Annotated in this window: 12 protein-coding genes; 4 read left to right on the top strand and 8 right to left on the bottom strand. The window is 62.9% G+C overall.

Annotated elements, in window-relative coordinates; all coding sequences use genetic code 11:
• Positions 1-150: 150 nt before the first annotated feature.
• The 8 genes from C2R25_RS18530 to C2R25_RS18495 all read right to left on the bottom strand — a co-directional run bounded on the left by C2R25_RS18530 (position 151) and on the right by C2R25_RS18495 (position 8,161).
• Positions 151-636: an SH3 domain-containing protein gene (locus C2R25_RS18530; RefSeq protein ID WP_103730583.1), complete on the bottom strand. Its 486-nt coding sequence runs from the start codon at positions 634-636 to the stop codon at positions 151-153.
• A 195-nt stretch (positions 637-831) separates the two neighbouring features.
• The gene (locus C2R25_RS18525) at positions 832-2,238 is read right to left on the bottom strand and encodes a nitronate monooxygenase family protein (protein ID WP_103730582.1); all 1,407 of its coding nucleotides are present in this window, start codon (positions 2,236-2,238) and stop codon (positions 832-834) included.
• A gap of 30 nt (positions 2,239-2,268) precedes the next feature.
• The gene (locus C2R25_RS18520; protein ID WP_103730581.1) at positions 2,269-3,036 is read right to left on the bottom strand and encodes a class I SAM-dependent methyltransferase; all 768 of its coding nucleotides are present in this window, start codon (positions 3,034-3,036) and stop codon (positions 2,269-2,271) included.
• A 97-nt stretch (positions 3,037-3,133) separates the two neighbouring features.
• Positions 3,134-4,261 carry a peptide chain release factor 2 gene (prfB, locus tag C2R25_RS18515; RefSeq protein WP_103730580.1) on the bottom strand — a complete coding sequence of 376 codons (1,128 nt, stop codon included), beginning with the start codon at positions 4,259-4,261 and terminating at the stop codon, positions 3,134-3,136.
• 121 nt (positions 4,262-4,382) lie between these two features.
• Positions 4,383-4,934, bottom strand: a complete 552-nt coding sequence (locus C2R25_RS18510) for a peroxiredoxin (RefSeq protein ID WP_103730579.1) — start codon at positions 4,932-4,934, stop codon at positions 4,383-4,385.
• A 40-nt stretch (positions 4,935-4,974) separates the two neighbouring features.
• Positions 4,975-5,205 carry a biotin/lipoyl-containing protein gene (locus C2R25_RS18505; RefSeq protein WP_103730634.1) on the bottom strand — a complete coding sequence of 77 codons (231 nt, stop codon included), beginning with the start codon at positions 5,203-5,205 and terminating at the stop codon, positions 4,975-4,977.
• A 194-nt stretch (positions 5,206-5,399) separates the two neighbouring features.
• Positions 5,400-6,815, bottom strand: a complete 1,416-nt coding sequence (locus tag C2R25_RS18500; RefSeq protein WP_103730578.1) for an acyl-CoA reductase — start codon at positions 6,813-6,815, stop codon at positions 5,400-5,402.
• A complete protein-coding gene (locus C2R25_RS18495; RefSeq protein ID WP_103730577.1) occupies positions 6,812-8,161 on the bottom strand; it encodes a hypothetical protein in 1,350 nt (449 codons plus the stop codon). The genes C2R25_RS18500 and C2R25_RS18495 overlap by 4 nt, the downstream gene beginning before the upstream one ends.
• Before the next feature lie 128 nt (positions 8,162-8,289).
• On the opposite strand from C2R25_RS18495, the gene C2R25_RS18490 reads away from it, so the two are divergent.
• The 4 genes from C2R25_RS18490 (at position 8,290) to C2R25_RS18475 (ending at position 12,284) form a co-directional block, all read left to right on the top strand.
• Positions 8,290-8,940 (top strand): TetR/AcrR family transcriptional regulator, encoded by a 651-nt coding sequence (locus C2R25_RS18490; RefSeq protein WP_103730576.1) that lies wholly within the window; start codon positions 8,290-8,292, stop codon positions 8,938-8,940.
• Between the two features lie 56 nt (positions 8,941-8,996).
• The gene (locus tag C2R25_RS18485; RefSeq protein ID WP_103730575.1) at positions 8,997-10,238 is read left to right on the top strand and encodes an MFS transporter; all 1,242 of its coding nucleotides are present in this window, start codon (positions 8,997-8,999) and stop codon (positions 10,236-10,238) included.
• A gap of 25 nt (positions 10,239-10,263) precedes the next feature.
• Complete coding sequence (locus C2R25_RS18480; protein WP_103730574.1) at positions 10,264-11,124, top strand: SDR family NAD(P)-dependent oxidoreductase; 861 nt, start codon at positions 10,264-10,266, stop codon at positions 11,122-11,124.
• Between the two features lie 281 nt (positions 11,125-11,405).
• Positions 11,406-12,284 carry a CoA ester lyase gene (locus C2R25_RS18475; protein ID WP_103730573.1) on the top strand — a complete coding sequence of 293 codons (879 nt, stop codon included), beginning with the start codon at positions 11,406-11,408 and terminating at the stop codon, positions 12,282-12,284.
• Positions 12,285-12,322: the final 38 nt, after the last annotated feature.

Genomic DNA, 12,322 nt, shown 5'->3' with positions numbered 1-12,322 from the left:
CTTCCCAAGCCCATCGTGACTGCCCCCGCCGTTTGGGCGGGGGTTTTCATTTGCGGATCAAAGGACATCTCCGCAGTGACTCACTGTTGGAACAGAAACGCACGATGAGCCGGCCACCGACGCGCGGAAGACTGGAAACGCCTTACTCAATCAGGGCGCACCGGCTCCCCAAAGCCGCTCCTCGCGAACAAAGCCCTTGTGACCTTGAGCATCGAACGGGCACCAGCCATCCTTGCACTCACCCAGGAGGCCAACGACCCCGGGTTCGACCCGCCAGAGCATGGGCGCGCCCGAACGGCCCTCTGCGCGCACATCGACAAGTTCGCCTTTCTTGACGATGGCGGCGCGCTGCCGCGACAGAAGAAGGTCGCGCATCCATCCTTGCACGCCATCCGGATCCTCCACCAGGCGCCACGGCCCCTCCCTGCGAAGCACCTTCACGGGAAGATGCGGCCGACGGTACACCCACTCGATGCGGTACGAGTCCCCCGGCCCGACCCGCATGTTCGCAACCTCGGCGTCCACGGACGCCCAGTACGGGACCTTGTCCTCGTTGGCAGCCGTCGCCGGCGCGGCATTCACACCGAGAACACAGGCACAAAGCAGGAAAGCGTGACGAATTTGGCGCGGTTTCATTCCGCCAGTCTACGCAGCACTGGTCCACTGCTTCAAGCATGACCACGCACGGCTCTGTGGATGCAGCCGCACAAGGCAACTGGAACTTACTTGGCCTCTGCCGCATGGCCGGCGGTGCCATGTCGTCAGACCCCGATACACGACGACCGACGCCGAAATCTCCGCGCCGGTCGTTCCTGGTAGTCCGTTGCCCGATCAGTCGCCCGTGAGGATGCGATCGACGAGTTCTTTTACCGTGGGAGTGAAGCCGTTGGAGTAGAACGGATCCTGCTTGAACTTGTACGCCGCATGCCCGGCGAACATGAGATTCTGGTCCACCGGTCCGCCGTGGGCGATGTCCTGCAAGGTCTTCTGGATGCAGAAGCTCCGGGGATCGGCGAGCCGCCCGGTGGTGTAGTCGTCGTGATCCTTCCAGGACGAAAACCCGCAATGGGAAAGACAGCCCATGCAGTCAGCCTGGTCCTGACGGATCTCGTCACGCTCGGCCGTGTTCACGAAGATAATCGTATCATCCGGGGTGCGCAGCCCTTCGGTGAAGCCCTGCGCCGACCAGCTGCGGGCACGTTCCAGATCGCGGGGCGCAACCCAGAAGTTCTTACCCTTTACCCCGACGTCCAGGCGCACGGTGTGCTCGCCCGCTTCCACCTTGGAATAGGGAATCTGGCGTTCTGACCGCGCTTCGAGATTGCGCAGGAAGGGGTTGCGCACTGCCGAGGAATAGAAACCCGTCGGCGAAAAGCGATGCAGCAGGACATCGCCCGGCTCAAGCTTGCGCAGTTCATCCTTCCAGGCTTGCGGGATCGGGCTTTCATGCGTGAGCAAGGGACGGGTGCCGTACTGGAAGGCGATCGAGCCGAGTTCCGGATTGTCGATCCAGTCGTTCCAGTCGCGCAGAAACCACACGCCGCCGGCCATGGCGATGGGAACACTGTCGGGGATGCCCTCCGCACGCATCGTCTCACGCAGCGCCTTCACGCGCGGATACGGGTTCTCGGGCTTGAGCGGATCCTCCGCGTTCGACAGACCGTTATGCCCGCCTGCCAACCACGGATCTTCGTAGACCACCGCCGCCATGAGGTCGGCGACCTTGTGGTATGCGCGCTTCCACAAGGCACGGAACGCGCGGGCGGAACTCACGATGGGCAGGTAATTGACGTTGAAGCGGGCGGCGATTTCCGACAGCTTGTAGGGCATGCCGGCACCGCAGGTGACACCGGCCACCATCCCGCGGGTCTTCTCGAGAACGCCTTCGAGTACAGGCTGCGCACCGCCCATTTCCCACAGCACGTTGATGTTGATGGCACCCTGGCCATTCGAGATCTCGTACGCCCGGCGCACCTGCTCGACGGCACCGTCAATTGCGTAGTTGATCAGTTCCTGGTGCCGCTCCTTGCGCGTGAGGGCATTGTAGACCTGCGGAATGATCTTGCCTTCAGCATCGTAGCTGTCGGCATTCACCGCACTGACCGTGCCGATACCACCAGCTGCCGCCCAAGCGCCGGAGCTCATGTGGTTCGTTGCGGCAACGCCTTTGCCGCCCTCGACCAGCGGCCACACTTCCCGGCCGCCGTACATGATTGGCTTGAGACCCTTGAAACTCATCGTACTCTCGTCTTTCCCTAGGCTTGGCGTTCAGCCCTGCGATCCATGATTTTTCGGCGCCGCTTCGCCTGAAATGCGGCACGGCGTGATAGCCGCCGGCTCCGGCCGTGCTCCTACGGCCTCAAACTGCGCATAATAGCCCTGAAGCTCGGGCTTGCGAACAAATTCCGTCAGTCGAAATCCCACTGCCGCGAATTCGCAGAAAAGCAAAGGCGGCGCGATCCCGTGGTGATCCGTAGGCCGATCCACGTCGACCACGATCACCCGCCCCCCCGGTCGAAGCGACGGTCGCAGACGCCACAGGAAGGCGTAAGGCTCGCTCACTTCATGATACATGTGGACCATGAATACGCGATCGAAGCTCTTGGCAGGCAGCCGCGGATCGTCTTCCGTGCCAAGCTTGATGGACACGTTGTCCAGTTGCTCGCGCAGCACGCGACTGCCCAGCCGCTCGTTGGCTTCCTGGTTGATGTCTTCCGCGAGTACCCGTCCCTGGGGGCCGACACGCTGTGCTAGGCGCACCGTATAGTAGCCCTCACCCGCGCCGATATCAGCCACGCTCATTCCCGGAACGATCTTGGCGAGGTCCATGACCACATTGGCCTCGTTCACGCTGTCGCGCTGCGTCTCCGATGCGAAGTTCGCGGCGTCCGCCTTGGAAAAGGGGCGATCGGCCGTGGGAAAGGCGCGCGCCGTTTCCGCTCTTCCATCATCGGAGACCGGTTGCTGACAACCGCCAACCGCGAGGACAAGGCCAAGCAGGTAAGCCGCTGAAACAAGAGCGCGCGCGCGAAACATTGCGGCCCCTTAGCGAGTCCCCGCCGACTTGGCAAAACGGTTCGATTCCATCAAGCCTCCCCGCGCGTCCCGCGGGGAGACGCTGGCCCTCGCGCCGTCAATCGGCCTCGTCGACCTCGACCTTTTCGCCTGTCACGCGCTGCGACAAGGCCGCGGCCATGAACGGATCCAGCTCCCCGTCGAGGACATCGTCCGGCGAAGTCGAAACCACGCCTGTCCGCAGGTCCTTCACCTGCTGATACGGCTGCAGCACGTACGAACGGATCTGGTGGCCCCAGCCGATATCGCTCTTGCTGGCGTGCTCGGCGCTGGCGGCCTCCTCACGCTTGCGCATCTCCTCCTCGAAGAGGCGCGCCTTGAGCATGCCCATCGCGATTTCGCGGTTCTTGTGCTGCGAGCGATCGATCTGGCTCGCCACCACGATGCCGGAGGGTTGGTGCGTAATACGCACGGCCGAATCGGTCGTGTTGACGTGCTGTCCGCCCGCGCCCGAGGCACGATAGGTATCGATCTTCAGGTCGGCCGGATTGACTTCGATCTCGAAGCTATCGTCGATGACCGGGTAGACCCAGACTGAAGAGAAGCTGGTGTGCCGTCTTGCGGAACTGTCGTAGGGGCTGATGCGGACCAGGCGGTGCACGCCGCTTTCGGTCTTGGCATAGCCGTAGGCGTTCTCGCCCTTGATCAGCAGGGTGCAGCTCTTGATGCCCGCAGCTTCGCCAGCATGGTAATCGACCAGCTCGACCTTGTATCCGTGACGTTCTGCCCAGCGGGTGTACATGCGCTGCAGCATCTCGGCCCAATCCTGGCTTTCCGTTCCCCCGGCACCGGCATGAACTTCCAGGTAGGTGTCGTTCGCATCGGCCTCACCCGCGAGAAGCGCTTGCACCTTGTCGGCATCGGCGCGATCGGCGAGAGCCGTCAAGGTCGCGATGCCCTCGTCGACCGTGGCTTCATCGCCTTCCATTTCGCCAAGCTCGATGAATTCGATCGCATCCTGCATTTCGCGACTGATCGTGTTCACCGCGCCGATCGAGGCCTCGAGCCGACGGCGCTCCTTCATGACCGCCTCGGCCTCCTTGGGCTTGTCCCACAAGGTCGGATCTTCGACGCGCGCGTTCAACTCATCGAACCGCCGCAAGGCGCGGTCCCAGTCGAGGAACTTGCGGACCAGCGCGAGGGCCTTCTCGATACGCGCAATGTGGGCCTGCCCTTCGGCACGCATGACGACAAACTCCAATGAACCGCCGAGATTTGCCCGGCCGGACAAGATCAAGCCGCACCGCTTAGCGCAGTACGCCCGATTGTAAAGTGGCGCTCACCGCGCCGGCCGCATTAAGAGAAGCTCAGCCCGGACGCTTCGTCCTCATCGCCTTGATGGCCGCAAGCGTCATCCTCACGTGCGCGCGGTAGTCCATGTCGGCATGGACGAACGCCACCTGTCCGCTTTGGTCGATCACGTAGCTGACCCTCTGGGTCATGTTGCCGGACATTCCGGGCCGCGAAAGCGCTACGTCATACCCCTTGATCACTTGCGGGCTCGCTGTCGCGACCGTGAATTTGTCCCGGCACTCCTCTTTGGAGAACTTTTTCAGAGTGGGAAGGTCGTCAGCGGACATGCCGACCACGGTGGCCCCCAGCGCCTCGAACTCGGGCGTCGCTTCCGCAAAGGCATGCGCCTCCAGCGTGCAGCCCTGCGTGAAGGCCTTCGGGTAGAAGTAGAGTACGACCGGCCCGCGGCTCAGGGCCTGGCGAAGATCGAAATCGACCGCCTTTCCGGCTCTCGCACCTTTCGCGACGAAAGCAGGCGCCTTGGCACCGACCGGCAGGCTTGCTCGGGCCGGACTGGAGACGGCAAGAAGCCCGAAGGCGGCGGCGACTGCAAGAAGACGATCCATGCGTGGATAGTGATCCCCCTATCCACGCCTGTCCAGTACCTTACTCGATCCAGCCAAGAACGGTGCCGACCTCGTAGGTTTCGCCGGTCTTGCCTACGATCTTGAGAGTGCCCGAAGCCGGAGCCTCGACTTCGTTCGTGGACTTGTCCGCCTCCAGAGAGAATAGCGGCTGACCTTCAGTCACTTGCGCTCCATCGGCTACCATCCATTCGGCGATCTGCCCCTCCTGCATGGAGAAACCGATCTTCGGAAGCAGGATTTCGACGGCCATGGTGTGGATGATCCCCTCAGAGGCCTCGCAGATGCGGGCTGTCTTGACCTTGGGTAGCGCACTCCCGGGAGCAGGCAAGCGGCAGCGGCGCATATCCGCATCGGCGATGTTGCGCGTGCTTGCAATGCCGCCACGCTTCAACCTGCAAGGCGTGCCGGTAGCCCGGCACCCGCCTTGGAAGCGGCCTCACGGCATCACCGTTTCCCGTCCTCATGCGCCATCCAGTGCACGAAACGGTGCAGCGGATACATCGCGTCGTGCGGGTTGCCGATCGTGGCGGGCCCCGCTTCGCCGAGATGGACCACCCGCTGTGCCCCACCCGCTGCAAGACGGTCGCGGTAAACCGGCATCCTATCGAACGGCCAGAAGCCGACGGTCTGCGTGGCCACGTTGATCCACTTCACGGCATCATCCAGACTATCGACGCGGACGACATTGGCGGTCTTGTTTATCGGATGGAAATCGACCGGCTCGTCCGACCTCACCACGAGCCCGCGACCGTCCGTGCGCCCCCAGACGCCAAATTCGTCGTCCATCAGCATCATGGATTCCACGGCTTCGCGCATCTCCATGTCCAGCGGACGCAAATCGCCGCTCTCTGCGGCCCGGCGGGCAACATGGTGGTGCAGGCGCTCGCAGAAACGGTCCACCTGCTCTTCGTCTCCCTCCACGAACTGGAAGCGGCTCGCCACGCAGGCCTCCTGGCTCAGCGTCATCACATCGGCCGAGCACAGGTCGGCCACGTGGTCTATCGTAGCTCCATCGACGAGCGCCTCGCGCCCAACCATGGAGATGGAAGTCTTGGGATCGAACGAGACCAGCTGGAACCCTGGCCCGAGATACTTGATGACGTTGTTTATGGCGTCACCCCCGCCCCAAGCCACGATCTTGTCGAAGTATTGAGGACGGTACAGAACCCTTTCGGTCACATCGTCGCCCCCGCGCCAGTAGACGGCGGACATGGAACGAACGATCGGATGGCCAGCGTCGATATCCGCCATCGTGCGCAGGATCGCGACCATCGTGAAGGGATCCGCGCTGCTCATCTTGAACAGGTTCACCCCCTTCACCATCGCCCCCTGAGCCACCGATTTCACGGCCACCCCGGGAGAATTGCCTGGCAGCACATGGATGAGCCTCGGCGCGAAAGCGCGGACGAAGCTCCTGCGGCCGGTGAAGTCCTCTTTCGGCACCCATTCGTCGAGCGCGCGAGGATCCGGAAAGTTCTGCTCCACCTCCGCCATCAGCACCCTCTTGTCGAGATAGGCCGCCGCATGCCGCGCGGTGTTTTCGACGACCACCCGGGGCAGAATGTGTGTCCGGCACATACGTTCGATGCATTCCTGCATGTGCATATTGTCGCTGGCGAGCAGGCGCTGGCCTGTCTCAACAAGAAAATCGATGATTTCCGCAAGAGGGACGTTAAGCAGCGGCGGCACTTCGGTGCGGGGAGGAACCAAGCGGTCAAAGGGAATTTGCGGGGTTGCGAAAGTCACACCCAGGTCGCGTGATTTTTGAATGACGTCCGTTCCATGCAGCACCTCACCCCTGAGGAAGAACGGCGCCGAGACCAGATCCTCGTCGGCAATCGGGCGGGTGATCTCGTTCATGCGACACCTCGTACATAAGCATCTACCGTCCCTGCGCACCCGATCTTGTCGTCTCCCTCAAGATCGGCGTAGCGTACGATGGTGTCTCGAATGGAAGGACCCTGATTGCCGCAGGCGCATGGGCTGTAGTCCAGGGACACTTTGTCCCCGGTGATCACCCCTCCCCATCGGCCGTCGAGCGACAGATCGAAGAAAGCCGCGCGCCCTTCCTGCTCGCCGCGTCCATGCGTGAGCGGGTTATCGCCGGACTTGTCGAGCAGGATCGGTATCACCCACGGCGGCACGTGGTAGCGGCCGCCCTGACGGCATTTAGGCATGCCGGAGTTCAGCTCTTGCATGGAATAGTTCTGGAAGTGCCGATCGGCCGGTATGTTGAACGTATCGAAAACGTATTCCTGGTAATCGGCGGGAAGTTGGGCTCGCTTGAGGCCGCCACCCACGTAGATAGAGTTGTCGGGATCGAAATCCTGGCGGCCGTAACCGGCGTCGCGCACGGCCTTCGCGACCTGCCAAAGGCCGCTCCAGAGGCCTGAGAGTTGGAGCTTGCGATGGCGGTTCTCGATGATGAACCGGGCGGTGGCCGGCACTGCGTCCGCCACCAGCCGCGCGCGCTCTGCCGAAGTTTGTTCGAAGGCCGCGATCTCATCCGGCCGAGCGGTGCCGTCCGCTATCTTCTTGCGCATCACGACCATCGCTGTCAGCGATCCCACGGTTATCGGCGGCACCGGATAGTTCCAGCGCGGCCACTCCGGATTGGCGAACGCCTCGTACTGGGCCTGGGCGATGGTGGCATTCTTCGGAACGGTCGCCACCGGCGCGCAGCCTACGATGAGCCGATCCTGCGCGGGGATGACACCTGATCCCCATGAAAAGACATTTACCGTGTCCACCTTCGACCATTCCATGTCCTTGCGGGAGGCGATCAGCATGGCGGACTTGCCCGTCGTTCCACTGGAGCACGAAATGAAGTGCCCCTGGTCGGCAAGGCGGGCGATCCAGTCGTCGATATGTTGCACACCGTCGAGTGAGACGCCCGCGACCGGGTGTGCCGAGACGGTCCCCAACCACTTGGTCAGCCGGTCCCAACGCTCATCCATCAGGTAGCTTTCCGGATAGGATTTGTACGCGGTGTGCGGAAACAGCACCGGCACCACATCCTCAATTCGGGCGATGCGCTCCACCCCTGCATCCCGCGCCCTGAGGCCGAGCAGCTTGATCTGAGCACGGCGCTCCTGAAAGCGCTCGTCCAGAGCCGCGACCTGGGTTTCGCGCAATTCGTGAGCCGAAAACGTGAAACGCTCCGGATCGGCTACCAGCGCCATGAGCTTGTCTGCAGCGGCACCCATATCCCGACTTCTCCTCTCGTTGTCGCACATCGCTGGACAGCCTGCGCCGACTCGCTTAATGGCATCTTATGCGTTTCATTATTCACGCGGCTCTTGGCGAGGCAAGTCAATTCGGCTCCACTGCTGCTATGTTCGAACGATCCCTCCCCGCGGCGCCGGTGCGAGCCGGGCGCCCCACCCGTGAACAGGCGCAGGCTCGGCACGCAGCACTGCTCGACCGCGCTTTTCAGCACTTCCTGGAGAAGGGGTACGACGGTGCCACGATCGAGGCGATCGCAGCTGACGTGAACATGACGAAGCGGACGGTCTACGCCCGTCACCCAGACAAGGCTGCGCTGTTCCGCGCCGCGATCCGCCACGGAACCGAAGCGCGAGCCGCGCCGGCGCACGTGATCGCCGGGACTCGCAGGGAAACATTGAAAGACACACTGATCGCCATAGCGATGCTTCGTATCGCCCTCGTCTCGCAACCGGGGGGAGCCGAGCTCCAGCGGCTGATCAACACCGAGGCCTATCGCTTTCCGGACATTTTCCAGACCTACTACGAAATTGCGGCTCTCCCCTCGGTGCGCTTTCTGGCCGAGATACTGGAGAATGAAACGGCAGCGGGCCGCCTCGCCATCGAGGACGCGATACTTGCCGCGAACGTCTTCATCAGCATGGTCGTGAGTGGTCCCGTCCGCTTCATTGTCGCGGGCAACAGCCTCGCCGACGAAGATGTTGACCGCCGCGTGCGTTTTGCCGTGGACCTGTTCCTCAAGGGCGCTGAACCACGATGATCTGACCTGAAGCCACCGGCGACCCGAAAACGGGCGCATCATGGGAGAGAACGCACGTGACGTACCTGAGGGAATTCCAGGTCAACTGGACGACGCTGCTTGGCGCGGCGCTGGGCGTGGCGCTCGGAGCCGCGCTGAACCACTACATGATCAATCTGTTCGCGCCTGAACTGATCGCGGCCTTCGGCTGGGAAAAATCCCGCTTTGCCCTTGTCGGAACGCTCGGCCTTGCAACCATGTTCACCGTGCCCTTCTGGGGCCGGTTCGTCGATCGCTACGGAGCACGGGTTTCAGCCTCGATCGGCTTCATTGCGATGCCGGCCAGCTTCATCGCGTTCAGCTTTATGACCGGCCACATCTACCAGTTCTTCGCGATCACAGTGTTCCAGAACCTGTTCGGCGTCCTCACCACAACACTCGTGTTCACACGGGTCGTCATTCAGAAGTTCGATGCGGCACGGGGTATGGCGCTGTCGGTTCTGATGAGCGGCCCTCCCCTGATCGGTGCCGCGGTTGTTCCGCTGGTGGGCCAGGTGATCGACGCGGAGGGCTGGCGCGCAGGATATCATCTTCTTGCGGCGATTTCGGCTCTGGGTGGCATCGCTGCGATCCTGCTCGTGGGGCGCGAAAGGCCAAAAGACCCAAGCCCGTCCGGAAAGAAGGCGCCGGCGATCACCTGGCCGCAGTTCGTACAACTGGTCCGACGCCCGGCCTTCGTCCTCATCGTGGCGGGCATGTTTTTCTGCAACGTACCGACCGTTCTGGTGTCCTCACAGCTGAAGCTCGTCCTTGTCGAAAGCGGAGCGTCGGGCCAGTTCGCCACCTGGATCATTTCCGTCTATGCCGTGGGCGTGATAATCGGCCGGTTCGCCAGCGGGCTGGCGCTGGACAAGTGTTCCCCGCAAGCCGTGGCGCTGACGGCCCTCGGCCTGCCGGCTGTAGGGTTTCTGATCCTCGCCTCGCCTGCTGACCAGTCCTGGCTTCTGACGTCTGCGGTTCTTCTCGTCGGCCTGGCCCAGGGAGCCGAAGGCGACATCGGCGCCTATGTTGCCTCGCGAACCTTCGACGTGTCTCACTTCAGCCTCGTCTACAGCTTCCTGATCGCGTCGATGGGGTTGGCCACCGCAGTAGGAGCGGTGCTGCTGAGCTCCACCTTGCGGTCGACGGGGCGGTTCGACGTCTTCCTGCTCTTCTCCGCCGGCATAACCATAGTCGGTGCCTTATGCTTCTTCCTGACCGGCAGGGGAGGAAAGCGGCCCGAAGTGGCACAGGCGCTTGAGGCGGCACCATCCCTCTGAACACCCTCCCGGACAAGGATTGCACATGCGTTCACCGATCGATCAGGTTGCCGTCATCACCGGAGCAAGCTCCGGCATCGGCAAGGCCGCTGCCATCGAATTGCTGCGGGAAGGCTGGCACGTCATCGCGACAGGCCGGGATCCGGACCGCTGCGCGGCTGCGGAAAAGGAGCTTCGTGCAATTCCGGGCGCTCGCGTCGATTTCGTGCGAGGCGACTTCGCCGAGATGGCGGATGTGCGCCGGGTCGCACGCGAAATCGCTTCATTGACGGCTCGGGTTCATGTTCTGGTGAACAATGCCGGGGGTATTCGCGATGGGCTGTACACGTCCTCGGAAGGCCTCGAGGCCACGTTTGCCGCCAACCATCTTGCCCCGTTCCTGCTGACGAGCGAACTGCTGCCTCTTCTTGAAGCGGCGGCAAGGGACAGTTCTCCGGAAACTGTGCGGGTAATTGCTGTCTCCTCCCTTGCGCATGAGCAGTGCCCTTCGATGAATTGGGATGACCTGATGCTGACGGCGAACTTTTCAGCGGGTCACGCCTACTGCCAGGCGAAGCTCGCCAATTTGCTGTTCACGCGTGAGCTGGACCGGCGCGTCGCTGCCTCTGGTATTGTCGCGCAGGCCATGCACCCGGGCAAGGTAGGCTCCAACTTCTCCAGCCACGGCGAAGCGACGCTTCAGGCCTACATGGCGAGCCAGGACCTGCTTCCCCCTGAAGAGGCGGCGCGTACGATCATCTGGCTTGCGACCGCTCCCGAAGGTGGACGCCCCGGAGGCCGGTATTTCCACGATTTAACGGAAGTTCCAGCGGCACCGCAGGCGTTGAACGACGAAGCGGCCACTAGGCTGTGGGCGGAAAGCGAACGCATCCTGAACCAGCTCTGACAGCGTCTCCCCGCGCCCGCTGCTTCGCGAGCGGGTCACGGGGTGACATGTGCGACCCTGGAAGGGCTGCCGCGGCAACTCGGAGCACGGGAGATCTCCCCTGTTCCTCGCACGACGCCGAAGCGATCGTTACGGCTGCAGTCTTGATAGCACGTCAGCAAACGATTGCAAGCCACCCTCGCTTGACCGTGCCCCGCCGGCTGCGGCAGGCCCGCTTGACCGGCGGCGGTTGCCAGTTCCAAGAGAGCTCTGACAAATTGCCGTTCAAGGAAAGCCCCGCGATGACTTCAGCCACAGATCGCCCGCGTCGCAGCGCGCTTTATCTTCCTGCCTCGAACGCCAAGGCAATTTCGAAGGCGCGCACTCTCTCTTGCGACGTCGTGATACTCGACCTTGAGGACGCGGTCGCCCCGGAGGCGAAGGCCGAAGCGCGCGCCGCCGCCGTTGCAGCCGTAGAGGAAGGTGGCTTCGGTCACAGGGAAGTGGCTATTCGCACTAACAGCCTCGACACCGAATGGGGCGCCGCCGATCTTGCCGCGGCCGCAGCATCGAGAGTGGACGCGGTGCTCGTGCCAAAGGTGAACGGCCCGGGCGACCTCGATCGGTACGAAGATGCGCTCGCCTCGGCACCGCCATCGCTGCAGTTGTGGGCCATGATCGAGACTTGCGCCAGCGTCCTTGCGCTGGAGCCGATCGCAGCCAGGGCGAGCTCCACCCGGCTTTCGCTCTGGATCATGGGAACAAACGATCTTGCCAAGGAGATGCGGGCCCAGCTCACGCCGGAGCGGACACCGTTCCTGCCGTTCCTCTCGCAGGCGGTCGCGGCCGCGCGCATGCACGGCCTTGCCATTCTCGATGGGGTCTGCAACGAATTCCGGGATCTCGATGTCTTCGCTTCAGAGGCGCGGCAGGGCCTGCTCTTCGGGTTCGACGGCAAGAGCCTCATTCATCCCGCTCAGATCGAACCGTGCAACGCCACCTTTTCCCCCAGCGAAGCCGATCTGGCCTGGGCCTGCGCCGTCATTGCGGCTTTTGCCGCGCCGGAAAACGAGGGCAAGGGCGCCATCCAGGTCAACGGCAAGATGACAGAGCTTCTTCATCTCGACCAGGCCAGACGCCTCGTCGCCATGGCCGAGCAGATCGCCGCGTCCGGCCGCTGAACCAGCCCCCGGGCGCTCTTGCGACGAAAGGATCGTGC

This window comes from Novosphingobium sp. HII-3, assembly GCF_002916655.1.
GTDB classification, from domain to species: domain Bacteria; phylum Pseudomonadota; class Alphaproteobacteria; order Sphingomonadales; family Sphingomonadaceae; genus Novosphingobium; species Novosphingobium panipatense.
This window is presented reverse-complemented; position numbering and strand designations above follow the sequence as displayed.

What these genes read in the sequence shown, in the direction of transcription:
- C2R25_RS18530 (WP_103730583.1), bottom strand. Translation starts at nt 636, where the DNA reads ATGAAACCGCGCCAAATTCGTCACGCTTTCCTGCTTTGTGCCTGTGTT.
- C2R25_RS18525 (WP_103730582.1), bottom strand. Translation starts at nt 2,238, where the DNA reads ATGAGTTTCAAGGGTCTCAAGCCAATCATGTACGGCGGCCGGGAAGTG.
- C2R25_RS18520 (WP_103730581.1), bottom strand. Translation starts at nt 3,036, where the DNA reads ATGTTTCGCGCGCGCGCTCTTGTTTCAGCGGCTTACCTGCTTGGCCTT.
- prfB (WP_103730580.1), bottom strand. Translation starts at nt 4,261, where the DNA reads ATGCGTGCCGAAGGGCAGGCCCACATTGCGCGTATCGAGAAGGCCCTC.
- C2R25_RS18510 (WP_103730579.1), bottom strand. Translation starts at nt 4,934, where the DNA reads ATGGATCGTCTTCTTGCAGTCGCCGCCGCCTTCGGGCTTCTTGCCGTC.
- C2R25_RS18505 (WP_103730634.1), bottom strand. Translation starts at nt 5,205, where the DNA reads ATGGCCGTCGAAATCCTGCTTCCGAAGATCGGTTTCTCCATGCAGGAG.
- C2R25_RS18500 (WP_103730578.1), bottom strand. Translation starts at nt 6,815, where the DNA reads ATGAACGAGATCACCCGCCCGATTGCCGACGAGGATCTGGTCTCGGCG.
- C2R25_RS18495 (WP_103730577.1), bottom strand. Translation starts at nt 8,161, where the DNA reads ATGGGTGCCGCTGCAGACAAGCTCATGGCGCTGGTAGCCGATCCGGAG.
- C2R25_RS18490 (WP_103730576.1), top strand. Translation starts at nt 8,290, where the DNA reads ATGTTCGAACGATCCCTCCCCGCGGCGCCGGTGCGAGCCGGGCGCCCC.
- C2R25_RS18480 (WP_103730574.1), top strand. Translation starts at nt 10,264, where the DNA reads ATGCGTTCACCGATCGATCAGGTTGCCGTCATCACCGGAGCAAGCTCC.
- C2R25_RS18475 (WP_103730573.1), top strand. Translation starts at nt 11,406, where the DNA reads ATGACTTCAGCCACAGATCGCCCGCGTCGCAGCGCGCTTTATCTTCCT.